Below are 22,772 nucleotides of genomic sequence, written 5' to 3' on the forward strand. Positions count from 1 at the left end.
CGGATAGCGTGCCCGGCATGGTGCGATGGCGGTCGGGAACGGTGACGGCGGTACGACGGCGGTGGGCCGGCGCGGTGGAACTCGACGTCGACCTGCCCGACGGCGCCACCCTGCGGGCCCTGGCCTACCCCGCCCTCGTCGGCGACCCGGCGCCCGGCGACCGGGTGCTGCTCAACGCGGGCGCCCTGCTGATGGGGCTCGGCACCGGCGGCTACGCCCTGGTCGTGGCGCTGCCCGACCGGCTGCCGCCGGATCCACCGCAGGCCGCTGACACCCGCGACGCCGGCCACCTGGTCAAGGCCCGCTACACCCCGTTGCAGGCGATCATGCTGGGGGTGGACGAGGAGGCGTCCCCGCACCACGAGCTGCTGGCCGGCGCGGACAGCCTGGACGGTCTGCCCGTGGTCACCGCCGACCTGCACTCGGCGCTGCCGGCGATCCTGGCCGGCGTGCGCGCCGACGCGCCCGACGCCCGGGTGGCGTACCTGCTCACCGACGGCGGCGCGCTGCCCGCCTGGTTCTCCCGCACCCTCGACGGGCTGCGCGGGCAACTGGTGGGCACGGTCAGCGTCGGGCAGGCGTTCGGCGGCGACCTGGAGGCCACCACCCTGCACAGCGGCCTGCTGGCCGCCCGGCACGTGCTGCGCGCCGACGTGGCGATCGTCGCCCAGGGGCCGGGCAACCTGGGCACCGGGAGCACCTGGGGTTTCTCCGGAGTCGCCGTCGGCGAGGCGGTCAACGCCGTCGCCACCCTCGGCGGCCGACCGGTCGGCTCGCTGCGGATCTCCGACGCCGATCCGCGCCCCCGGCACCGCGGCGTCTCCCACCACAGCCTCACCGCGTACGGACGGGTGGCCCTCGCCCCGGCCGAACTGGTGGTGCCGGAGGGCCTGGCGCCGACGCTGGCCGCGGCGGTGGACGCCGCGCTGGCCCCCCTCGCGGGGCGGCACACGCTCGTCCGGGTGCCCACCGACGGCCTGGACGCGGCGCTGCGCGCCCTGCCGGTGACGCTGTCCACCATGGGACGGGGGCTGGACGCCGACCACGCCTACTTCCTGGCGGCGGCCGCGGCCGGGCGGCACGCGGCGCGGCTGGTGGCCTGACCGCCGCGAGTCCAGCCGCCGAGGAAGATCAGCCGCCGAAAAAGATCAGGGCCAGCCAGCCGCCGACGATGACGACCAGCGCGACCGCGAGCACCCAGGTCGGCACGGTGTACTCGCCACGGCGGTTGCGCTCGATCTCGGCGCGGATCTTCTCCCGACGGCGTTCGACCCAGTTCAGCTTCTCGGCGCCGCGGTCGCGGTCGGAGGGTGAGGAAGTGTTCATCGCGACGCCAGCGTACCGGTGCGTCGGCGGCCGGTGCCCGGCACCGGCCGCCGACGTACCTCACATGCTCGCGATGAGGCGTTCCACCCGCTCGTCGTACGCGCGGAACGGGTCCTTGCAGAGCACGGTGCGCTGCGCCTGGTCGTTGAGCTTCAGGTGCACCCAGTCGACCGTGAAGTCGCGCCGCTTCTCCTGGGCGTGCCGGATGAACTCGCCGCGCAGCCGGGCCCGGGTGGTCTGCGGCGGGGTCTCCTTGGCCTCGAAGATCTCCGGGTCGGTGGCCACCCGGTCGACCTGCCCACGCCGCTCCAGCAGCCCGTAGAGGCCACGGCCGCGGCGCAGGTCGTGGTAGGCCAGGTCCATCTGGGCCACCCGGGGATGCGACAGCGGCAGGTCGTGCTTGCGCTGGTAGCGCTCGATCAGCCGCAACTTGGTCACCCAGTCGATCTCGCGGGCCACCGGGTCCAGGTCGCCGCTCTCCACCGCGCCCAGCACCCGACCCCACAGCTCCACCACCCGCTTGGCGGTCTGGTCGCCGCCCCGGCGCTCCACGAACTCGGTCGCCTTGGCCAGGTATTCCTGCTGGATCTCCAGCGCGCTGACCTCCTTGCCGGAGGCCAGCCGCACCTTGCGCCGGCCGGTGATGTCGTGCGACACCTCCCGGATCGCCCGGATCGGGTTCTCCAGGGTCAGATCACGCATCACCACCCCGGCCTCGATCATCCGCAGCACGATGTCGGCGCTGCCGACCTTGAGCAGCGTGGTGACCTCGTTCATGTTCGAGTCACCGACGATCACGTGCAGCCGGCGGTACCGCTCTGCGTCGGCGTGCGGCTCGTCCCGGGTGTTGATGATCGGACGGCTGCGGGTGGTCGCCGAGGAGACCCCCTCCCAGATGTGCTCCGCCCGCTGGGACAGGCAGTACACCGCCCCGCGCGGGGTCTGCAGCACCTTCCCGGCGCCGCAGATCAACTGCCGGGTGACCAGGAACGGGATGAGCACGTCGGCCAGCCGGCCGAACTCCCCGTGCCGGGAGACCAGGTAGTTCTCGTGGCAGCCGTACGAGTTGCCGGCCGAGTCGGTGTTGTTCTTGAACAGGTAGATCTCACCGGCGATGCCCTCGTCGTGCAGCCGCTTCTCGGCGTCAACGAGCAGCCCCTCCAGGATCCGCTCGCCGGCCCGGTCGTGGGCCACCAGGTCCACCACCGAGTCGCACTCCGGCGTGGCGTACTCCGGGTGCGAGCCGACGTCCAGGTAGAGCCGGGCCCCGTTGCGCAGGAACACGTTGCTCGACCGGCCCCACGACACGACGCGGCGGAAGAGGTACCGGGCGACCTCGTCAGGGGACAGCCGACGCTGCCCGCGGTAGGTACAGGTGACGCCGTACTCGGTCTCGAGGCCGAAGATTCGCCGCTCCATGATGTGACATTAGCCGCCCGGAGGCCCCGTTCGTCACTGTCGCGGCACAGGTCGTGCTCCCCGGTCGATCACATACCGTCCGAGTACGACATTCCGTCCGGCCCCAGGCTCGCCGTGAACGCCCGGCAGGCGTCGTACCCGGGCAGCAGGCCGGACTCGCGGGCCTGCGCCAGGGTGGGCGCGGCGGCGTCGCGGGCGGACAGCTGCGGGGCCTCCGCCGGCCACTCGATGGCCAGGTCGGCGTCGAGCGGATGCACCGCGTGCTCACCGGTCGGGTTGTAGGTGGTCGAGCAGAGGTAGCTCAGCGTCGCGTCGTCGGTCAGCGCGCAGAAGCCGTGCCCCAGCCCCTCGCTGAGGTAGACCGCGCGCCGGTCGACGTCGTCGAGCCGGACGCCCTCCCACCGGCCGAACGTCGGCGAGCCGACCCGCAGGTCCACGACCACGTCCAGCACCGCGCCGCGTACGCAGGTGATGTACTTGGCCTGGCCGGGCGGCACGTCGGCGAAGTGGATCCCGCGCACCACGCCGCGCGCGGAGACCGACAGGTTGGCCTGGGCCAGCCGCAGCGGGTGGCCGACCGCCTCGGCCAGCTTGTCGAAGCGGTACCACTCCATGAACAGCCCGCGCGGGTCGCCGTGCTGCTGCGGGCTGATCTCCCAGGCGCCCTCGATGCTCAGCTGCCGGATCTTCATCACGGTGCCACCTTCGTTCGCGACTGCGGGGCTCGCAAACCCGGCTCACTCCTCGCGCTCACCGAGCCACCTTTCGTTCGCGGCTGCGGGGCTCGCAAACCCGGCTCGCTCCTCGCGCTCACCGAGCCACCGACTGGCCGTGCTTCTCGACCAGCAGGCCGAGCAGGTAGTCGCCGTAGCCGCTCTTGGTCAGCGGCTCGGCGAGCGCGCGCAGCTGGTCGTCGTCGATCAGGCCGGCCCGCCAGGCCACCTCCTCGACGCAGCCGATCTTCATGCCCTGGCGCTCCTCGATCACCCGGACGAACTCGCCGGCCTGCATCATCGAGGCGAACGTGCCGGTGTCCAGCCAGGCGGTGCCCCGGTCCAGCACGGTCACCGACAGCTCACCGGCCTCCCGGTACGCCTCGTTCACCGCGGTGATCTCCAGCTCGCCCCGGGCGCTGGGCTTGAGGTCACGGGCGATCCCGACCACCCGGCTGTCATAGAAGTACAACCCCGGCACCGCGTACCGGGACTTCGGCTTCTCCGGCTTCTCCTCGATCGAGAGCACCTTGCCCTCGTCGTCGAAGTCGACCACGCCGTACGCCTCCGGGTTGGCCACCGGGTACGCGAACACCCGCCCGCCGACCGGGTCGCCGTGCGCGGCGAGCTGCCGGCCCAGGCCGGCGCCGTGGAAGATGTTGTCGCCCAGGATCAGCGCCACCGACTCCTCGCCGATGAAGTCCGCGCCGAGCACGAACGCCTGCGCGATGCCCTCCGGCCGGGCCTGGGTGACGTACTCCAGCCGCAGGCCCCACTGGCTGCCGTCACCGAGCAGCCGCTCGAACTGCGACTGGTCCTCCGGCGTCGTGATCACCAGGATCTCCCGCACCCCGGACATCACCAGCGTCGACAGCGGGTAGTAGACCATCGGCTTGTCGAAGATCGGCATCAGCTGCTTGGAGACCGCCCGGGTGATCGGCCAGAGCCGGGACCCGGTGCCACCAGCGAGAAGGATTCCACGCACCCGGGGAGACTACCTGCACCGGCGCGAACCGGACACCGGGGTCGCCGTCCCCCGGGGTCTCCGGCGTTTCGCGTACACTTCCGGACCCGTGAGGATTCTCGTCACCGGCGGAGCCGGATTCATCGGGTCGGAGTACGTACGGATGCTGCTGGGCGTGCCCGGCGGCGACGCCGCCGGGGTGCCCGCCGTCGAGCCCGCCGCGGTGACCGTGCTGGACAAGTTGACCTACTCCGGCAACCTGGGCAACCTCGCCCCGGTCCGCGGGGACGCCCGGCTGCGCTTCGTGCGGGGCGACATCTGCGACCCCGCCCTGGTCGACGAGGTCGTCGCCGGTCACGACGTGATCGTGCACTTCGCGGCCGAGTCGCACGTCGACCGCTCGATCGCCGGCGCCGCGCCGTTCGTCACCACCAACGTGCTGGGCACCCAGACCCTGCTGGACGCCGCGCTGCGGCACGGCACCGGCCGCTTCGTGCACGTCTCCACCGACGAGGTGTACGGCTCCATCGACGCCGGCTCCTGGACGGAGACCTGGCCGCTGGCCCCGAACTCCCCGTACTCGGCCTCCAAGGCCGGCTCCGACCTGCTCGCGCTGGCCTACCACCGCACCCACGGCATGGACGTGGTGGTCACCCGCTGCTCCAACAACTACGGGCCGTACCAGTTCCCCGAGAAGGTCATCCCGCTGTTCGTGACCAACCTGCTCGACGGCGGCACCGTCCCGCTCTACGGCGACGGCGGCAACGTCCGCGACTGGCTGCACGTCCACGACCACTGCCGGGGCATCGCCCTGGTGCAGCAGAAGGGCCGCGCCGGCGAGGTCTACAACATCGGCGGCGGCACCGAGCTGAGCAACAAGGAGCTCACCGGCCGGCTGCTCGAGGCGTGCGGCGCCGACTGGGACCGGGTCGTCCCGGTCGCCGACCGCAAGGGCCACGACCGCCGCTACTCGCTGGACATCAGCAAGATCAGCGCTGAGCTGGGGTACGCCCCGAGCATCGACCTGGACCGCGGCCTCGCCGAGACCGTGCAGTGGTACCGGGACAACCGGGCCTGGTGGGAGCCGCTGAAGGCGACCAAGGGCGCATGAGCCGGGTGCTCGTCACCGGCGCGGGGGGCATGCTCGGCCGGGATCTGCTGGCGGTGCTGGCGACCCGACCGGAGCTGGCGGTGACCGCCGCCACCCGCGCCGAACTGGACATCACCGACGCCGAGGCCGTCCGCGCCGCCGTCGCCGGGCACGACGTGGTCTTCAACGCCGCCGCGTGGACCGACGTCGACGGCGCGGAGCGGGACGAGGCCGCCGCCACCGCGATCAACGGCGACGGCGTCGCGCACCTCGCGCGGGCCTGCGCCGGCACCGGCGCCCGCCTGCTGCACGTCTCCACCGACTACGTCTTCCCCGGCGACGCGGACCACCCGTACGCCGAGGACGCGCCGACCGACCCGGTCAACGCGTACGGCCGCAGCAAGCTGGCCGGGGAGCGGGCCGTGGTCCGATTTCTCCCCGTAACCGGCTACATCGTGCGCACCGCCTGGCTCTACGGCGCGCACGGGCCGAATTTCGTGGCCACCATGCTCCGCCTCGCCGAGCAGCGTGAGCAGCTCGACGTGGTCGACGACCAGCAGGGCCAGCCCACCTGGTCGTACGCGCTGGCCACCCAGCTGGTGGCGCTGGCCGACGCGGCGCTGGCCGACCGGGCCCCCGCCGGCGTCTACCACGGCACCTGCTCCGGCCGGACCACCTGGTGCGGCCTGGCCCGCGCCACCTTCGCCCTGGCCGGGTTGGACCCGGAGCGGATCCGACCCACCACCAGCGACCGGTTTCCGCGTCCCGCCGCGCGACCGGCGTACAGTGTGCTAGGGCACGACCGCTGGGCGACCGCAGGTCTCCCGCCGCTGCCGGACTGGCGTGACACGCTGTCCGACGCCTTCGACTCCCCCACTCCACCCGCCCCGTGGAAGGTCGCATGAAGCTCACCCTGGTCACCGGTCTGACCGGCCTGATCCTGCTGGTCACCATCGTCGAGTTGCTGCGCCGCCGGCAGCTCCGCGAGAAGTACGGCATGCTCTGGCTGGCCGTCCTGCTGATCGTCATTCCGCTGTCCCTGTTCCCCCGGCTGCTGGACAACGTCGCCGGTTTCTTCGGCGTGGTCTCCGGTGTCAGCCTCGTGCTCTTCCTCGGCATCGTCTTCCTGCTGCTGGTGTGCGTGCACCTGAGCTGGGAGGTCAGCGCCCTGGAGGAGGAGACCCGCACCCTGGCCGAAGACTTCGCCCTGCTCCGCACCCAGGTCGACGCGGACCGGGCGGCCCGCACCGAATCAGCCCGAGACGAACTGGTGTCCCACGATGGTTAACGGCAAGCGCGTCCTGATCATCATCCCCGCGCTCAACGAGTCCGGCTCGATCGCCGACGTCGTCGGCGAGGTCCGCGGCGAACTGCCCGGCGTCGACGTGCTCGTGGTAGATGACGGCTCCACCGACCGCACCGCCGCGGTGGCCGCCGCCGCCGGCGCCCGGGTCGCCAAGCTGCCGTACAACCTCGGCGTCGGCGGGGCCATGCGGCTCGGCTACCGCTATGCCCGGGACAACGACTACGACGTGGCCATCCAGATCGACGCCGACGGCCAGCACGACCCGCGCTACGTGCCGAAGCTGGTCGACCTGCTCGACGAGACCGACCTGGTCATCGGCGCCCGGTTCGCCGGCGAGGGCGACTACAGCGTCCGCGGCCCCCGCCGCTGGGCCATGGTCATGCTCTCCGCCGTGCTCTCCAAGGTCGCCAAGACCAAGCTCACCGACACCACCTCCGGATTCCGCGCCGCCAACCGGCGGGTCATCGAGATGTTCGCCGGCTGGTACCCGGCCGAGTACCTCGGCGACACCGTCGAGACGCTGGTGCACACCGCCCGGCGCGGCTACCAGATCCGGCAGGTGCCGGTGGCCATGCGCAAGCGGATGGCCGGCACCCCCAGCCACTCCCCCGCCAAGGCGATGATCTACCTGGGTCGCGCGTTCGCGGTGCTCACGCTGGCGCTCATCCGCCGGTGATCCGGCGGCTGCTCCACCTCGTCCCGCCCGGCACCCTCGCCGTGGGTGCCGGGCTGGCCCTGCTCGGGCTGGCCTCCTACGTCCACCTCGCGGTGGCCGGGCACAGCCTCACCGAGGCGGACTACTCCTCCCTGTCGGTGCTCTGGTCGATCGTCTTCACCCTCGGCATCGGCGTGTTCATGCCGGTCGAGCAGGAGGTCGCCCGGGTCGTCGCCGGCCGCCGCAGCCAGGGGCTGCCGCCGGGTCCCGTGCTGGCCCGGGGCGCCGTCCTCGCCGCCGGGGTGCTCGCCGTCATGGTCGTGGTGATCCTCGCCGCGCACGGGCCGCTCACCGACCGGCTCTTCGCCGGCGATGCCTCCATGGTCACCGTGCTGATCGGCGCGCTCGTCGCGATGGCCGTCGCCTACACCACCCGCGGCGTCCTCTCCGGCCTGCAACTGTTCCCCTGGTACGGCACCCAGCTCGGCATCGACGGCGGACTGCGGATCGCCATGGTCGCCCTGCTCGGGCTCGCCGGCGTCACCTCACCCCTCTGGTACGGGCTGGTGCTGGTGATCGCCCCGCTGGCCGGCGTCCTGCTCACCCTCCCGCCGGTGCTGCGCGTCGCCGGCGGCGGCGTGCCGGTCGCCTGGCGCGCCCTGCTGCGCGGCCTCGGCCTGCTCACCGTCTCCAGCCTGCTCTCCCAGGTGGTGGTGAACGTCGGCGTGATCAACGTGCGGCTGCTCGACCCGTCCGACGTCGCCACCGCCGGGGCGCTGCTCTCCGCGCTGGTGCTGGTCCGCATCCCGCTGTTCGTCTTCGCCTCCCTGCAGGCGTCGCTGCTGCCCGGCCTCGCCACCTCCGCCACCACCGGCGACCTGCGCGGCTTCCACAGCCTGCTGCGCCGGGCGCTCGGCATCGTCACCGCGCTCGGCGTCCTCGGCGCGATCGGCGCGATCGCCCTCGGCCCCTGGCTGGTGGGCACCCTCTTCGACGCCGCCGACGTGCTCGGCCACGGCGACTTCGCCTGGCTGGCCGTGGCCACCCTCGCCTACCTGTGGGCGATGGTCCTCGGTCAGGCGCTGCTCGCCCTCGACCGGCACCGCGCCCAGGCCCTCGCCTGGATCGTCGGCGTGGCCGCCCTGGTCGCGGTGACGCTCACCCCGGCGTCGGTGGCGCTCCGCGTCGAGCTGGCCTACACGGTCGGCTCCGTCGTGGTGGCCGCCGCCATGGCGCTGCTGCTGCGCCGCCGCTCCACCCCCACCCCCACCCCGACCCGGTCCCTCGACGACGCCGTGGCGACCGGAGTATCCGGAGGCATCCGATGACCCGCCCGCAGGTGACCGCGGTGATGCTGGCCTACGGCGCCGAGCCGTACCTGGTCGACGCCGCCCGGGCCGTGCTGGACAGCACCGACGTCGAGATCGAGCTGATCGTGGTCGACAACGGCTGCACCGGCGACGGCATCGACGTCGTCAAGGGCTTCCCCGGCGTCCGGGTGATCCGCCCCGAGGAGAACACCGGCTACTCCGGCGGCTGCCGCGTCGGCGCCGCCGAGGCCACCGGCGAGTGGCTGGCCTTCGTCAACTCCGACGCGATCGTCGCCCCCGACGCCCTCGCCAGGACCGTCGCCGTCGCGGGCGAACCGGGCGTCGGCGCCGCGATGGCCTCCATCCGCCTCGCCGACAACCCGGAGCTGATCAACACCTCCGGCAACCCGCTGCACTTCACCGGCCTGTCCTGGGCCGGCGGCAACGGTGAGCCGGCCAGCGCCCACGCCGTACGCACCACCGTGCCGTCGCTCAGCGGCTGCTGCTTCGTGATCAACCGGGCGCTCTGGCGGGAGCTGGACGGGTTCGCCGCCGAGTACTTCGCCTACCACGAGGACACCGAGCTCAGCCTGCGCCTCTGGCAGCGCGGGCTACGGCTGGAGTACGTCCCGGACGCCGTCGTCCGGCACCACTACGAGTTCTCCCGCAACGCCCTCAAGCTCTACCTGGTCGAGCGCAACCGGCTGGTCACGCTGCTCACCGCGTACGAGACCCGGACGCTGGTGGTGCTCGCGCCGGTCCTGCTGCTGACCGAGGCGGCCATGCTCGCCACCGCGCTCGCCGGGGGCTGGACCAGGCAGAAGTTCCGCGGCTGGGGCTGGCTCTGGACCAACCGCGCCTGGCTGGCGTCCCGCCGCCGGCAGCTCCAGGACGAGCGGATCATGCCCGACGGGATCATCGCCGAGCTGATGACCGCCCGGGTCGCCCCGTCGAACGTCGACTCGCCCCCCGGCATGGGCGTCTTCAACGCCGTCGCCGCCGGCTACTGGGCGCTGGCCAAGCCGCTGCTGCGCAAGCGCTGACGGCATTCGGGTGAGTGGCCGTCCGGCACCGCCGGGCGGCCACCGCCGTCTCCGCGCCACCGACGGCCCGGCCCGGACGCAACCTGCGACATTTCTCGCGAGACGTCCTGAGCAGGCGGCAACGCCGGCACCGGAGGGACGGACCTGACCGGCGCGGGCCGAATCCGCCGTCGGGGCGTACCGCCGACGCGGCGGCTGGAATGCGGCTCGGCGGCCCGGACACGCCGCGGGGGCCGGGGAAGATCCCCGACCCCCGCGAACCAGGAACCGTTACGCCTCCGGCGTGTCCTCCGACCGACCCTCCAGGTCCGCCGAACCGGCGGAGGTGGTCGGCTTGTGCGCCTCCTCGGTCGGCACCGTCGGCGTCTTCGCCCGGCCGCCGGCCGGCGCGGCGTCACCCGCCGCGTCGCCGTCGAGCAGCGCGGTCAGCGCCGCCCCGGTGACCCGCCGGAACGTACGCCCCACCCGGCGCCGGTCCAGGACCGCCACCTCCAGCTGGTTGGCGGCGATGGTCCGGGAGGCGCCGCCCTCACCGCCGACGCTGCTCAGCGCCTGCACGGCCACCCGCACCGCCTCGCTCAGCGACATCTCCGGCCGGTGCTGCGCCTTCAACACCCCGGTGATCGCCTCGGCCTGACCGCCCATCGCCATCCGGCCCGGCTCGTCGTTGACCGAACCGTCGTAGGTGATCCGGTACAGCTCGTCGTCCTCGGCGGTGGCGCCGACCTGCGCGACACAGATCTCCACCTCGAACGGCTTGGACTGCTCGGTGAAGATGGCGCCCAGGGTCTGCGCGAACGCGTTCGCCAGGGCCCGGCCGGTGACGTCGCGCCGGTCGTAGCTCAGGCCGTTCAGGTCGGCCATCCGCACCCCGGCCCGGCGCAGGTTCTCGAACTCGTTGTAACGGCCGACCGCGGCGAAGCCGATCCGGTCGTAGATCTCGCTGACCTTGTGCAGGGCGCTGGAGAGGTTCTCCGCGACGAAGAGCACCCCGCCCTCGTAGCTCAGGACCACCGCGCTGCGGCCCCGGGCCACGCCCTTACGGGCCAGCTCGGAGCGGTCGCGCATGATCTGCTCGGGCGAGGCGTAGAACTGCATGGCCACGGCGGCGGTTCTCCTTCGGGCGCTGTGCTGACGACTGCTGACTGTGAGGTGGGGGCGGGCCTCAGCCGCCCGGGTTCTCCATCCGGGCGGCCACGACCGCCTCGGCGATCGCCGCCGTCTCGGAGTCGGTGAGTCGGTGGGTGCCCTCGGCGGTCGCCGTCATCACCACCGGGTAGATCCGACGGGTCAGGTCCGGGCCGCCGGTGGCGGTGTCGTCGTCCGCGGCGTCGTAGAGCGCCTCGACGGCGAGACGGGCCGCGTCATCGAGGGAGATCCCGGCGCGGAAGCGCTTCTTCAGGGCGGACTTCGCGAAGAGCGAGCCGGAGCCGATCGCGTCGTAGCCGGTCTCCTCGTACGGGCCGCCGGTGACGTCGAAGCTGAAGATCCGCCCGGCCGCCGCCGGGTCCTTCCCGGCCAGGTCGAAGCCGGCGAACAGCGGGACCACCGCGAGCCCCTGCATGGCCGCGCCCAGGTTGCCGCGGATCATCGAGGCGAGCCGGTTGGCCTTGCCGTCGAGCGAGAGCATCGCGCCCTCGATCTTCTCGTAGTGCTCCAGCTCCACCTGGAACAGTCGCATCAGCTCGATGCCGATGCCGGCCGTGCCCGCGATGCCGACCAGCGAGTACGCGTCGGCCGGGTGCACCTTCTCGATGTCACGCTGGGCGATCAGGTTGCCCATGGTGGCCCGCCGGTCGCCGGCCATCACCACGCCACCGGCGGCCGAGATGGCCACGATGGTCGTCGCGTGCGGCGCCATGTCGGCGGCCATGCCCGGCGGCAGCGGCCGTCGGCCGGGCAGCATCTCGGGGGCCACCCTGCTCAGGAACGAGGTGAAGGAGGACGTCCCCGCGTTGGTGAACACATCTGGTAGACGCCCGGATGGATCAAAACCCGCTGCCACGTGGTTCCTCTCAGGTACGTGATCGCCCTGGCCAGCCTCGTGGGACTGTCACGGAACTGGCCAAGACCACCATTGCAGTTGAAGCAGAGTATCCCGCGCACCCATCCGGTGCGATGATCGTGGTCCAGGTGTTGCGGGTCGGCGCCGCCACAGATCGCGCAGACGCCGCCCTGTTCGGCCAGAAGCTCCTGGAACTCCTTTTCTCCTATGCCATAGCGACGGCGGAGGTGGTACTCGCGGCTGCCGCCGTAGAGCCGCTGCGCGGACTCCTTGCCACGGGCATTATGGCAGGGTTTGCAGTAGCTGTGCCGGCCGCTGGCCTTGCTGGCGGTGGTGGGGAAATCCTCGACCGGCTTGATCTGCTCGCAGTCCGGGCACCACTTCAGACCCTCGCCAGGCGGCGTCGGCGACTTTCGCTGCGGGGAGATACCACGCTTGCGGCGGCTCGCCTCCGACCGGGCGTTCGCGCACGCCTTGCAGTAGAAAGCGAGCCCGTCCGCCCGTCGGTGGTCACGGTGAAAGTCGGTGAGGGGCAGCGCCCGCTTGCACTGCGGGCACAGCTTGTCCGATTCGTTGGGCAAATCGGACATATGCCTCATTGACCCCCTTTCTGGACATATCCCCTCACGAATTCTTCTGCGTTCTCCTCGAGGACGGAGTCGATCTCGTCGAGCAGGTCGTCCACGTCCTCGGTGATCTCGGCGTGCCGCTCGGCCACCTCCGGGTTCGCCTCGGTGGTGACGTCCTCGATCTCCTCGCCCTGACGGGCCTTGCCCGACTGCGACTGCCCGCCGCTGTCACGAGTGGCCATGGCTGCCTCCTCCACGATCGTCTGCGATGAACTTACCTCGCCTGAGCGACGAAAAGCCCGCCGCGCGCCGGCTCGCGGCACCCGACGGGCGTACGTCGGCGGCCGGTCAGCCGCCGGTGAGCGTCTCCAGCAGGTCCTTGGCGGTGTCGCACCGGTCGAACAGCGCGCCGACGTGCTGGCGGGTGCCCCGCTCCGGCTCCATCATCGGCACCCGGACCAGCGACTCCCGGCCGACGTCGAAGATGACCGAGTCCCAGCTGGCCGCAACCACCTCGGAGGCGTACTGGGCGAGGCAGCGGCCCCGGAAGTAGGCCCGGGTGTCCTCCGGCGGCTCCACCATCGCGGTGCGGGTCTGCTCGTCGTCGAGCAGCGTCTTCATCGACCCGCGGGACACCAGCCGGTGGTAGAGGCCCTTCTCCGGGCGTACGTCGGAGTACTGCAGGTCGACCAGCTGAAGCTTGTGCGAGCCCCAGCCGAGCTTCTCCCGCTCCCGGTAGCCCTCCAGCAGCCGCAGCTTGGCCACCCAGTCCAGCTCGTCGGCGCAGAGGAACGCGTCGCGGCCGAGCCGGTCGAGCACGCTCTCCCACCGGTCCAGCACGTCCGCGGTCTGCTCGTCGACGTCGTCGCCGTACCGGTCGTCGACAAAGGACCGGACCCGCTCCAGGTACGCCCACTGGACGTCCAGCGCGGTCAACCGGCGGCCGTCGCGCATCCGCATGAGGTGCTTCAGGGCCGGGTCGTGGCTGACCGCGCGCAGCTCGCTGACCGGGTCGGCGATGCCGAGGTCGGCGCCGAGCGCCTTCTCCTCGATCATGGTGAGGATCAGCGCGGTGGTGCCGAGCTTGAGGTAGGTGGAGATCTCCGAGAGGTTGGCGTCGCCGATGATGACGTGCAGCCGCCGGTACTTGTCGGCGTCGGCGTGCGGCTCGTCCCGGGTGTTGATGATGGGCCGCTTGAGGGTGGTCTCCAGGCCCACCTCGACCTCGAAGAAGTCGGCCCGCTGGGAGATCTGGAAGCCGCTCTGGCCGCCGTCCTGGCCGATGCCGACCCGGCCGGCGCCGCAGACGATCTGCCGGGTGACGAAGAACGGCGTCAGGTACGCCACGATGTCGGCGAACGGCGTCTGCCGGCGCATGAGGTAGTTCTCGTGGGCGCCGTAGCTGGCGCCCTTGTTGTCGGTGTTGTTCTTGTAGAGGTGGATCGGGTGGGTGCCCGGGATGGTGGCGGCACGGCGGGCCGCCTCGGCCATCACCCGCTCCCCCGCCTTGTCCCAGCGCACCAGGTCCAGCGGGTTGGTGACCTCGGGGGTGGAGTACTCGGGGTGTGCGTGGTCGACGTAGAGCCGCGCGCCGTTGGTGAGTATCACGTTGGCGAGGCCGAGGTCCTCGTCGGCGAGCGCCTCCGCGGGGTCGTACGCGGCCCCGGAGTAGGTGAAGCCGCGGGCGTCGCGCAGTGGCGACTCCTCTTCGTAGTCCCACCGCGCCCGGCCGCCCCGGTTGAGTTCCGGGCGCGCCCCGTAGGCGTTGACCACCTGGGAGGAGGTGACCATCGGGTTGGCTCCGGCCTGGCCGGGCACGGAGATCCCGTACTCGACCTCGGTGCCCATGATCCGTCTTACGCTCATCGACCTACCCACTCCGCTCGCCCCACCCGGTCCCCCGTCACGTCGAGCGTAGTCCGCCTCAGGGCGCAGGGGGGCACGCCGGCACAGCGGGAGGTGGTGTCGCGGGCGGGGCGCCGGGCACGGGGGGCGGCTCGACGGGGAGCACGTCGCACTCGGGGACGGTGAGGGGCACCCAGCTGATCCGGTGGCGCAGCGACGGGTCCTTCCTGATCAGCCGCTGGATCCGGCGCTCGGCGCGGGGGTCGGTGGCGATGAAGCGGATCGGCCCGGAGACCCGCCGGACGATCTGGTCGGTCCGGTCCGGTTCGAGGAAGTCCAGGCTGTAGACGCCGGGCTCGGTGCGCGCGGTGGTGCCGTGCAGGGCGTCGTAGCAGAGGGTCTCGGCGTAGCCCCGGTACGGGCCGCGGTCGAGGACGATGGTGGTGGTGTCGGGCAGGTCGGGGTAGCGCTGCTGGGCGTCGGCGCAGACCCAGGCCACTCTGGACGGCAGGCTCAGGTCCTGGTGGACCCAGCGCTGCGTCCAGGTCCGCTCGTTGGCGATGAGGAGGCTGGGGTGCCATCCGGTAACCCCGCAGAGCGTCACGGCGACGCCCATGACGACGATCCCGGTGAGGACGCCGCCGATGGTGGAGCCGACGCCGCGCAGCGACCGGGCGGGGCGGGGTACGGGCAGCAGCCGGACCACGGCGGCGGCGCCGACGATGAGCAGCGCGGTGGCCAGGTGGGTGGACTTGATGAAGTAGTAGCCGGGCTCGACGCCGGAGGTGGTGTTGTACTGGGCGATGCCCAGCGGCAGGGCGACACCGATCGCCGAGACGAGCAGCCAGCGCCGCCAGGTGGGATCGGCGCGGCGAACCTGGACGAGCAGGGCCACCCCGACGATGCCGCCCAGCCAGATGAGGGCGCGCCAGGCCTCGGTGCGGGCCTCGATTCCGCCGTTGATGTCCAGCGCCTCGGTCTGCTTGGCGCGGAGCACGCCGAGCAGGGGGGCGACCAGGGCGAGGGGGGCGGCGGCGAGGCCGACGACGCCGATGGTGGCCCAGCGGCGCAGGGCTTCCCGCCAGTGCCCGAGGACCCAGCAGAGCACCAACACGGCGGCGGGCGGGAGGAACAGGTAGTACGAGAAGCCGATCGCGACGAGCAGCGCGGCGAGCAGGACCGCCTGTTCGCGAGTCCCGGCGAGGGGGCGGCCGACCAGCGCGGCGAGGAGCACCGTGAGGGTGAGCCCGAGGACCTCGGTGGGGAAGCCGGAGACGAGCAGGCGGGGCAGTTGGGTGCCGAGGACGAGCGCGCCGACGACGACGGTGAGCACGGTGCGGTGCAGTGGGTGGATGGGGCCGGAGATGCGGTGCGCGGCCCAGAGCAGGGTCAGTACGAGGAACCCGAAGCCGGCCATGATCCAGCCGACGTAGTGGTCGACGGCGGCCGGGCCGCGGGGCGCGGTGCCGATGGGGGTGAGGAAGCCGTCGAGCATGGCGGTCACCAGGTGCCAGCCCTGCGGGTAGTAGAGCATCTCGGAGAGGATCTGGTCCTTGGCGGCGGCGGGGTCGACGAAGGCGTAGCCGCCGAGGCGGCCGACGACGTCGAAGAGGGCGAGATGCCGCCAGTTGTCCTCGCCGCGGGAGAGGATGGTCAGCCGGTCGGCGAGGTCGGCGGTGCGCTGCCAGGGCGCGTAGAGGTAGCCGAGCATCGCGGCGGTGCCGGCGACGGGGAACAGGTCGACCCAGCCGGGGCGCGGCAGGCGGGGGCGTCGGCGCAACGCGGTGGCGGCGAGGACGACCACGGTGAGCGCGAGGCCGGTGAGCGGCACCGGCCGCATCCCCCAGGGCCAGACCGCGAGGAGCAGCCCGCCGGCGGTGGCCGCGCCGAGCAGCAGGGCGAGCGCGAGCACGAGCCGATCGAGCAGGGTGCGGCCGCCGCGCAGGACGCTGGCGGTGGCGAGCAGTACCAGCGGGGGCAGCAGCCAGTCGCGGTGCAGGGCGTGCGCGGCGACGGGTACGCCCCAGGCCGCCACGAGCGCCGCCAGCACCACCGGCGCGTGTCGCCAGGGGTGTCGGGTCGGGGCGGGCGGGTGCGCGTCCTCGGCCGCCGTGGTGGCCGGCGGGTCGACGACGGTGAGCTCGGACGACACGAGGCTCCTCGGGCGGGTCGACGGCGGTGGAGGAAGTGTACCGACGAGTCCGGCATTCCTCCCGCTGGGGACGCATCGCCCAGATGAACGTGTCGTGACGTGCGAAGAAGGCCCGCGGCCTGCGCCACGGGCCTTCTTCGTCGTCCGGTCAGAGGTACTGGCCGGTGTTGCTGGCGGTCTCGATGGAACGTCCGGCCTCGGCGCCCTTGCCGCCGGAGACGAGCGTACGGATGTAGACGATCCGTTCGCCCTTCTTGCCCGAGATGCGGGCCCAGTCGTCCGGGTTGGTGGTGTTGGGCAGATCCTCGTTCTCGCGGAACTCGTCGACGCAGGCGTCGAGCAGGTGCTGCAGTCGCAGGCCCTTGCGCCCGGAGGTGAGGAACTCCTTGATCGCCATCTTCTTGCCGCGGTCGACGATGTTCTGGATCATCGCGCCGGAGTTGAAGTCCTTGAAGTAGAGGACTTCCTTGTCGCCGTTGGCGTAGGTCACCTCGAGGAAGCGGTTCTCCTCGGTCTCGGAGTACATCCGCAGCACGACCGCGTCGATCATCGCCGCCACGGTGGCCTGCGGGTCGCCGCCGTGCTCGGCCAGGTCGTCGGGGTGCAGGGGCAGCCCGGAGAGGATGTACTTGGAGAAGATGTCCTTGGCCGCCTCGGCGTCCGGACGCTCGATCTTGATCTTCACGTCGAGCCGGCCGGGGCGCAGGATGGCCGGGTCGATCATGTCCTCCCGGTTGGAGGCGCCGATCACGATGACATTCTCCAGCCCCTCCACCCCGTCGATCTCGCTGAGCAGCTGCGGGACGATGGTGTTCTCGACGTCGGAGGAGACGCCGGAGCCGCGGGTGCGGAAGACGGAGTCCATCTCATCGAAGAAGACGATGACGGGGGTGCCCTCGCCGGCCTTCTCCCGGGCCCGCTGGAAGATCAGCCGGATGTGCCGCTCGGTCTCGCCGACGTACTTGTTGAGCAGCTCGGGGCCCTTGATGTTGAGGAAGAAGCTGGTGTGCCGCTCCTTGCCCTCCCGCTCGGCGATCTTCTTGGCCAGCGAGTTGGCCACCGCCTTGGCGATCAGCGTCTTGCCGCAGCCGGGCGGCCCGTAGAGCAGGATGCCCTTCGGCGGCCGGAGCTGGTGCTCGCGGAACAGGTCGGCGTGCAGGAAGGGCAGTTCCACGGCGTCGCGGATCTGCTCGATCTGCGACTGGAGGCCACCGATGTCGCCGTAGTCGACGTCGGGCACCTCCTCCAGGACCAGCTCCTCGACCTCGCTCTTCGGGATCCGCTCGTACGCGTACGCCGAGCGTGGCTCGATCATGAGCGAGTCGCCGGCCCGGATCGGCGAGCCGATCAGGGTCTCCGCGAGGTGCACGATGCGCTCCTCGTCGGAGTGCGAGACCACCAGCGCGCGGTCGCCGGGGCTGCCGTCGGGACCCGTGAGGATCTCCTTGAGCATCACCACCTCGCCGACCCGCTCGTAGCCGAACGCGTCGACGATGTTGAGCGCGTCGTTGAGCAGGACCTCCTGCCCGCGCCGCAGCTCCGTGGCGTCCAGCGAGGGTGAGACGGCGACCCGGAGCTTGCGTCCGCCGGTGAAGATGTCCACCGTGCCGTCGTCGTGCCGCGCGAGGAAGACGCCGTAGCCACTCGGTGGCTGGGCGAGGCGGTCGATCTCCTCCTTGAGCGTCACGATCTGCGCGCGAGCCTCCTTGAGGGTGCTCACGAGCCGGTCGTTGTTCTCGGTCAGCCGCGCCAACTGTGCCTGGGTGGCCGCCAGCCGCTCTTCGAGCTGCCGGACGTGTCGGGGGCTTTCGGTCAACTTGCGCCGCACCAGAGCGAGTTCCTCTTGCAGGAACGCGACCTGCGTGGAGAGATCGTGGGCTTCCTTCTCCCACCGTGCGGCGCGCGAGTCCGCGTCGTCGCTGCGTGCCACGTCCCACCTCCCCGGGGGCTTGAACGTTCTGCCCTAACACTAGCCGCTATGAGGCCGATTCGGTCCTACGCAACGCCCTCGTCACCGAACCTTGATCGCCAAGGGTCGCCTCCGGGGCGGGTACGGGCGTTCGGGTACCGTCGGGGCGTGGGACGGGAGAACATGGGGGGTGCTTCGTGGCGGAGGTCGTGACGGACCAGCTGCAGGTCTGGGTGGACCAGGATCTCTGCACGGGCGACGGGCTCTGCGTGCAGTACGCGCCGGAGGTCTTCGAGTTCGACGTCGACGGCCTGGCGTACGTCAAGGGCCCCGACGGCGAGTTGCGACTGGCCCCGGGCAGCCGGGTCGACGTGCCGGAGCACCTGCGCCTGGAGGTGATCGACTCCGCCAAGGAGTGCCCGGGCGAGTGCATCCACGTGGTGCGCGGCAGCGACGGCGTCGAGGTGGCCGGCCCGGAGGCCGAGGAGGACTGACCCGCCCGACGGGGCGCCGGACGTTCGGGCCGCGGACGACCTCGTCGTCCGCGGCCCCGTGCGTGTCGGATGGGCCCTCAGAGCAGCGGGCGGCCCACCACGGAGGCGACGAGCCGGGCGAACTCCTCCAGCCGGGCGATCTGGCCGGCCCCGCCGTCGTCGAGCGTCTTGCCGAAGCGCAGCGCGTCGTGCCGGGGCGCCCCGGCGATCTCGTCGCCCGGCGGCGCCTCGTCCAGCGAGGTCAGCAGCAGGTAGACGTCGATGCTGTCGACCCGGACCTCGCCGCTGTCGGCGCGGGTCAGCCGCCGCCGGCAGCCGACCTCGGTGACGGTGGAGACCGGCACCACCCGCAGCGACGAGGTCATCGACCCGGGCGGCCCCTCCCCCGGCGGCACGTCCTCGCCGTGCCAGAGCACCAGGCGGCTGCCGTCGCAGACGACGACCTCCTGCCACACCCCGTTGACCTCGTTGACGAAGCGTTCCAGGGTGAAGCCGAGCACGGACGCGCCCCGCAGCACCCCACCGAGCGACTCCAGGGCGATGTCCGGGTCCCGTAGGTAGGCCCGCGCCGCCGATTCGAGGTCCTGGTAGGGCGACCAGTCCGGGAACACGGCCGGCAGATCCCCACCGCCGAAGCCCGGCCGACTCATGCCATCTCCCCCAGGTCGCGCCGCCGACCCGCACCGGCCGGCGGAATCCGCCCGATCACTCCCAGCCGCCCCGCCCCGCCGTCACGACCCGTCCGCCCCGCCCGAGGCGGCGGGTTCCGTCCCGGCGGCCCGGGCGGCCGCCGCCTGGCGGGCCGCCTCGGCCTCCCGCAGCGCCTGCCGGCGCTCGGCGTACGCCTCGGCGCCCTTGCTGGGCTTGCGACGCCGCGGCGGGGCGGTGACGCCCGGGGCGAGCTTACGCGCGGAGACCAGGAACGCGGTGTGCGCGATCATCCGGTGGTCCGGGCGGACCGCAAGGCCCTCGGCGTGCCAGTCGCGCACCAGCGACTCCCAGGCCCGTGGCTCGGTCCAGCCGCCACGTTCGCGCAGCGCCTCCACCAGCTCGGACAGCTGCGGGGTGGTGGCGACGTAGCCGACGAACACCCCGCCGGGCAGCAGCGCCCGCTCGACCATGTCCAGGGTCTCCCACGGAGTGAGCATGTCCAGGATGATCCGGTCGAAACCGGTCTCCGGGCAGTCGGCGACGTCGCCGACGTGCAGCGTCCAGGCCGGGTGCGGGGCGCCGAAGAAGGCCTCGACGTTGCGCCGGGCGATCTGGGCGAAGTCGTCGCGCATCTCGTAGGAGTGCAGCTCGCCGCCGGTGCCGACGGCGCGCAGCAGGGAACAGGTCAGCGCCCCGGAGCCCGCGCCCGCCTCCAGCACCTTGGCGCCGGGGAAGATGTCGCCCATCGCGACGATCTGCGCCGAGTCCTTCGGGTAGATCACCTGCGCGCCGCGCGGCATGGACAGCACGTAGTCCGACAGCAACGGGCGCAGCGCGAGGAACGCGGTGCCACCGCCGGAGGTGGTCACCACGCTGCCGTCGGGCTGCCCGATCAGCGCGTCGTGCTCCAGGATGCCGCGGTGCGTGTGGAACGCCTTGCCGGGCTCCAGGACGACCGTGTGCATCCGCCCCTTCGGGTCGGTCAGCTGCACCCGGTCACCGGGGCGGAACGGCCCGCGGTGCACCGGGGGCAGCTCCGGGACGGCGGCGGGCACCGGTGTGCCGGGATCGGCCGGGAGGGCGGAGGGATGTGCTGCGGTCACCTGTTCATCTTCCGTGTGGGTTCGAGGACCTGAGCGAGATCCCCGATGTACAGAACGCCGACGACATCTTCGCCTGCCGTCACCACGTACTGTGCGGCCGGGTGGCTCTGCACCGTCTCCATGACCCGGTCGCCGGCGAGCCCGGCCGCCAGCGCGGGCAGCCGGTCCAGCGACCGGGCCACGGCGTCCACCGCCACCCAGGGCCGGCGTTCCGGGGGTACGGCGTCCGCGGCGGCCGGGTCCACCAGGGCGACCGGCCGGCCGGCGCCGTCGACCACGATGACCGCCGCCCCGGCCGGCCCCTGCGCGGCGTGCCGGCGCTGCGCCTCGGCCAGCGGGGTGCCGGTGGGCACGCCGAAGACGGGCCGGGCCAGCCGGGCCAGGTCGATCTGCGGGACGCGGCGGCTGATCCGGGCGTACCGGATCGACTGGCCGGCGCCGCGCCACAGGGTGACGGCGACCAGCAGCATCAGCGGCAGAGCCAGCGGCACCAGCAGCCGCTCGACGGTGAGCAGCACCACCAGCACCGCCGTGCCGACCGCGACGGCGCGCCCCACCCAGCCGGCGATCTCGGTGGCCCGGTGCCGGTCCCGGGTGAGCGCCCAGACCGCGGCGCGCAGTGCCCGGCCGCCGTCCAGCGGCAGCCCGGGCAGGATGTTGAACAGCGCGACGATGACGTTGCTCAGCGCCAGCTGCAGGGCGAGCTGGTGGGCCAGGGTGTGCTCGGGCAGGGCCAGGGTGAGGCCGACGGCGAGCGCGCCGAGCACGGCGGAGACCGCCGGCCCGGCCAGGGAGACCAGCAGGTCGACCCGGGGGGTGGGGGCGTCGGAGTCCATCTCGGTGTAGCCGCCGAGCAGTTCCAGGGTGATCCCGCGCACACCGATGCCGTGCCGGCGGGCGGTCAGCGCGTGTCCGAGCTCGTGCAGCAGCACGGAGCCGAGCAGCGAGACGACGAAGCCGAGGCCGATCAGGTAGCCGCCCAGCGGGCCGAGGCCGAGCTGGTCGCGGGCGAACTCGGCGTACGTCACGGTGATCAGCAGGGTCAGCAGCAGCATCGAGACGTTGACGTGCAGCGGCACCCCGAACACCCGACCCACGGTCAGGCCGGGACGCCGGCCGGGCCGGCGTGGTGCTCGGGTGCGGGAGTTCACCGCCCCGATGCTACGCGGTGCGGATCATGCTCCGGTGCGGCGATCACGGCCCTGTCACACCGGTGCCCTAACCTTCGGGGCATGACGGCGGAACCGGTGATCGACCAGCAGGCCACTCCGGCGGCGGCGCTGCCGACCACGATCCGGGCGTCGTTGTCGCCGTCGCGGGCGGCGGATTTCAAGACCTGCCCGCTGCTCTACCGGTTCCGCAGCATCGACCGGCTGCCCGAGCGCCCGACGGTGGAGCAGGCCCGGGGCACCCTGGTGCACGCGGTGCTGGAGCGGCTGTTCGACCTGCCGGCCGGCGGGCGCACCCCGGACGCCGCCGGCGGGCTGGTCGCCCCGCAGTGGGACCGGCTGGTCACCGAGCAGCCCGAGCTGGCCGGGCTGTTCGACCCCGGCGACGAGGCGGGCACCGCCGAGTTCCTGCGCTCGGCGGCGGCGCTGCTGGAGGGCTACTTCGCGGTGGAGGACCCGCGCCGGCTGGAGCCGGCCGAGCGGGAGAGCCTGATCTCGGCCGTGGTCGACGAGCAGTTGCTCATCCGGGGCTACCTCGACCGCCTCGACGTCGCGCCGGACGGCGCGCTGCGGGTGGTCGACTACAAGACCGGCGGCGCGCCCCGGGAGGCGTTCGAGGCCCGGGCGCTGTTCCAGCTGAAGTTCTACGCGCTGGTGCTGTGGCGTACCCGGGGGGTGGTGCCGCGGGTGCTGCGCCTGCTCTACCTCAAGGACGCCGAGGTCTGCGACTACTCGCCCGACGCCGAGGAGCTGCTGCGCTTCGAGCGCACGGTGGTGGCCCTCTGGCAGGCGATCGAGCAGGCCACCGAGCGGCAGGATTTCCGCCCCCGGCCGAGCCGGCTCTGCGACTGGTGCAGCCACCAGGCGCACTGCCCGACCTTCGGCGGCACCCCGCCGCCGTTTCCGGACCGGTCGGCGGCCGCCGACCCGCTGCGCGACGCCCGATCCCGTCCGGCCGCCCCCGGCGCCGACGAGTGACTCGCCGGCGCCGCCACGCGCCCGCCCGGTCGAGCGCAGCGGCGGGGGCTGCCACCAGGGCATCCGTCGGC

The 22,772-nt window shown here is 72.4% G+C and carries 23 protein-coding genes; 9 read left to right on the forward strand and 14 right to left on the reverse strand.

Translation table 11 applies throughout. From position 1 onward, the window contains the following. The first annotated feature begins 17 nt into the window (after positions 1-17). Positions 18-1,103: a DUF3866 family protein gene (locus AB0I41_RS20380; protein ID WP_357109648.1), complete on the forward strand. Its 1,086-nt coding sequence runs from the start codon at positions 18-20 to the stop codon at positions 1,101-1,103. Between the two features lie 28 nt (positions 1,104-1,131). Here AB0I41_RS20380 and AB0I41_RS20385 read toward each other — a convergent pair whose 3' ends face one another. From AB0I41_RS20385 to rfbA, 4 genes are all read right to left on the reverse strand, one after another. After that, entirely contained in the window at positions 1,132-1,326 is a 195-nt protein-coding gene (locus AB0I41_RS20385; protein ID WP_357109651.1) for a hypothetical protein, read from the reverse strand. A gap of 60 nt (positions 1,327-1,386) precedes the next feature. Then, positions 1,387-2,745: a Pup--protein ligase gene (gene pafA / locus AB0I41_RS20390; RefSeq protein WP_357109654.1), complete on the reverse strand. Its 1,359-nt coding sequence runs from the start codon at positions 2,743-2,745 to the stop codon at positions 1,387-1,389. A gap of 68 nt (positions 2,746-2,813) precedes the next feature. Next, positions 2,814-3,437, reverse strand: coding sequence for a dTDP-4-dehydrorhamnose 3,5-epimerase family protein (locus AB0I41_RS20395; RefSeq protein WP_357109657.1), 624 nt, complete (start codon positions 3,435-3,437; stop codon positions 2,814-2,816). A 118-nt stretch (positions 3,438-3,555) separates the two neighbouring features. Next, positions 3,556-4,443, reverse strand: coding sequence for a glucose-1-phosphate thymidylyltransferase RfbA (gene rfbA, locus AB0I41_RS20400; RefSeq protein WP_357109659.1), 888 nt, complete (start codon positions 4,441-4,443; stop codon positions 3,556-3,558). A gap of 88 nt (positions 4,444-4,531) precedes the next feature. Between rfbA and rfbB the strand changes: the two genes are divergently transcribed. From rfbB to AB0I41_RS20430, 6 genes are read left to right on the forward strand one after another with little or no spacing between them, the layout of a single operon-like run. Then, entirely contained in the window at positions 4,532-5,533 is a 1,002-nt protein-coding gene (gene rfbB, locus AB0I41_RS20405) for a dTDP-glucose 4,6-dehydratase (protein ID WP_357109662.1), read from the forward strand. Beyond that, the gene (rfbD, locus tag AB0I41_RS20410; RefSeq protein WP_357109665.1) at positions 5,530-6,417 is read left to right on the forward strand and encodes a dTDP-4-dehydrorhamnose reductase; all 888 of its coding nucleotides are present in this window, start codon (positions 5,530-5,532) and stop codon (positions 6,415-6,417) included. The genes rfbB and rfbD overlap by 4 nt, the downstream gene beginning before the upstream one ends. Beyond that, the gene (locus AB0I41_RS20415) at positions 6,414-6,800 is read left to right on the forward strand and encodes a DUF2304 domain-containing protein (RefSeq protein WP_357109668.1); all 387 of its coding nucleotides are present in this window, start codon (positions 6,414-6,416) and stop codon (positions 6,798-6,800) included. The genes rfbD and AB0I41_RS20415 overlap by 4 nt, the downstream gene beginning before the upstream one ends. Further along, a complete protein-coding gene (locus AB0I41_RS20420; protein WP_357109671.1) occupies positions 6,793-7,494 on the forward strand; it encodes a glycosyltransferase family 2 protein in 702 nt (233 codons plus the stop codon). Before AB0I41_RS20415 ends, AB0I41_RS20420 begins: the two co-directional genes overlap by 8 nt. Then, entirely contained in the window at positions 7,491-8,801 is a 1,311-nt protein-coding gene (locus AB0I41_RS20425; protein WP_357109673.1) for a polysaccharide biosynthesis protein, read from the forward strand. The genes AB0I41_RS20420 and AB0I41_RS20425 overlap by 4 nt, the downstream gene beginning before the upstream one ends. After that, positions 8,798-9,826, forward strand: coding sequence for a glycosyltransferase family 2 protein (locus AB0I41_RS20430; protein ID WP_357109676.1), 1,029 nt, complete (start codon positions 8,798-8,800; stop codon positions 9,824-9,826). The genes AB0I41_RS20425 and AB0I41_RS20430 overlap by 4 nt, the downstream gene beginning before the upstream one ends. 270 nt (positions 9,827-10,096) lie before the next feature. Here AB0I41_RS20430 and prcA read toward each other — a convergent pair whose 3' ends face one another. From prcA to arc, 7 genes are all read right to left on the reverse strand, one after another. Then, complete coding sequence (gene prcA, locus AB0I41_RS20435; RefSeq protein WP_357109678.1) at positions 10,097-10,930, reverse strand: proteasome subunit alpha; 834 nt, start codon at positions 10,928-10,930, stop codon at positions 10,097-10,099. Between the two features lie 61 nt (positions 10,931-10,991). After that, a complete protein-coding gene (prcB, locus tag AB0I41_RS20440; RefSeq protein ID WP_357109681.1) occupies positions 10,992-11,831 on the reverse strand; it encodes a proteasome subunit beta in 840 nt (279 codons plus the stop codon). Next, positions 11,750-12,421 carry an endonuclease VII domain-containing protein gene (locus tag AB0I41_RS20445; RefSeq protein WP_357109684.1) on the reverse strand — a complete coding sequence of 224 codons (672 nt, stop codon included), beginning with the start codon at positions 12,419-12,421 and terminating at the stop codon, positions 11,750-11,752. Before AB0I41_RS20445 ends, prcB begins: the two co-directional genes overlap by 82 nt. Positions 12,422-12,426: 5 nt before the next feature. Further along, entirely contained in the window at positions 12,427-12,642 is a 216-nt protein-coding gene (locus AB0I41_RS20450) for a ubiquitin-like protein Pup (protein WP_074477166.1), read from the reverse strand. A gap of 106 nt (positions 12,643-12,748) precedes the next feature. Then, complete coding sequence (gene dop, locus AB0I41_RS20455) at positions 12,749-14,266, reverse strand: depupylase/deamidase Dop (RefSeq protein ID WP_357109688.1); 1,518 nt, start codon at positions 14,264-14,266, stop codon at positions 12,749-12,751. 58 nt (positions 14,267-14,324) lie between these two features. Next, positions 14,325-16,397, reverse strand: a complete 2,073-nt coding sequence (locus tag AB0I41_RS20460) for a hypothetical protein (protein ID WP_357109690.1) — start codon at positions 16,395-16,397, stop codon at positions 14,325-14,327. A gap of 148 nt (positions 16,398-16,545) precedes the next feature. Further along, the gene (gene arc / locus AB0I41_RS20465) at positions 16,546-18,327 is read right to left on the reverse strand and encodes a proteasome ATPase (RefSeq protein WP_357109693.1); all 1,782 of its coding nucleotides are present in this window, start codon (positions 18,325-18,327) and stop codon (positions 16,546-16,548) included. A 176-nt stretch (positions 18,328-18,503) separates the two neighbouring features. On the opposite strand from arc, the gene AB0I41_RS20470 reads away from it, so the two are divergent. After that, positions 18,504-18,800, forward strand: coding sequence for a ferredoxin (locus AB0I41_RS20470; protein ID WP_091106683.1), 297 nt, complete (start codon positions 18,504-18,506; stop codon positions 18,798-18,800). A gap of 77 nt (positions 18,801-18,877) precedes the next feature. On the opposite strand, the gene AB0I41_RS20475 is transcribed toward AB0I41_RS20470, so the two are convergent. The 3 genes from AB0I41_RS20475 to AB0I41_RS20485 form a co-directional block, all read right to left on the reverse strand. After that, a complete protein-coding gene (locus AB0I41_RS20475) occupies positions 18,878-19,450 on the reverse strand; it encodes a hypothetical protein (protein ID WP_357109696.1) in 573 nt (190 codons plus the stop codon). A gap of 81 nt (positions 19,451-19,531) precedes the next feature. Beyond that, the gene (locus AB0I41_RS20480; RefSeq protein ID WP_357109822.1) at positions 19,532-20,506 is read right to left on the reverse strand and encodes a tRNA (adenine-N1)-methyltransferase; all 975 of its coding nucleotides are present in this window, start codon (positions 20,504-20,506) and stop codon (positions 19,532-19,534) included. A 44-nt stretch (positions 20,507-20,550) separates the two neighbouring features. Next, positions 20,551-21,705 (reverse strand): site-2 protease family protein, encoded by a 1,155-nt coding sequence (locus AB0I41_RS20485; protein ID WP_357109699.1) that lies wholly within the window; start codon positions 21,703-21,705, stop codon positions 20,551-20,553. Positions 21,706-21,786: 81 nt separating this feature from the next. Here AB0I41_RS20485 and AB0I41_RS20490 point away from each other — a divergent pair, with 81 nt between their 5' ends. After that, on the forward strand, positions 21,787-22,701 hold the full coding sequence (locus AB0I41_RS20490; RefSeq protein ID WP_357109702.1) for a PD-(D/E)XK nuclease family protein: 915 nt from the start codon (positions 21,787-21,789) through the stop codon (positions 22,699-22,701). Positions 22,702-22,772 lie beyond the last annotated feature (71 nt).

It is taken from the genome of Micromonospora sp. NPDC050200 (assembly GCF_040656135.1).
GTDB lineage: Bacteria > Actinomycetota > Actinomycetes > Mycobacteriales > Micromonosporaceae > Micromonospora.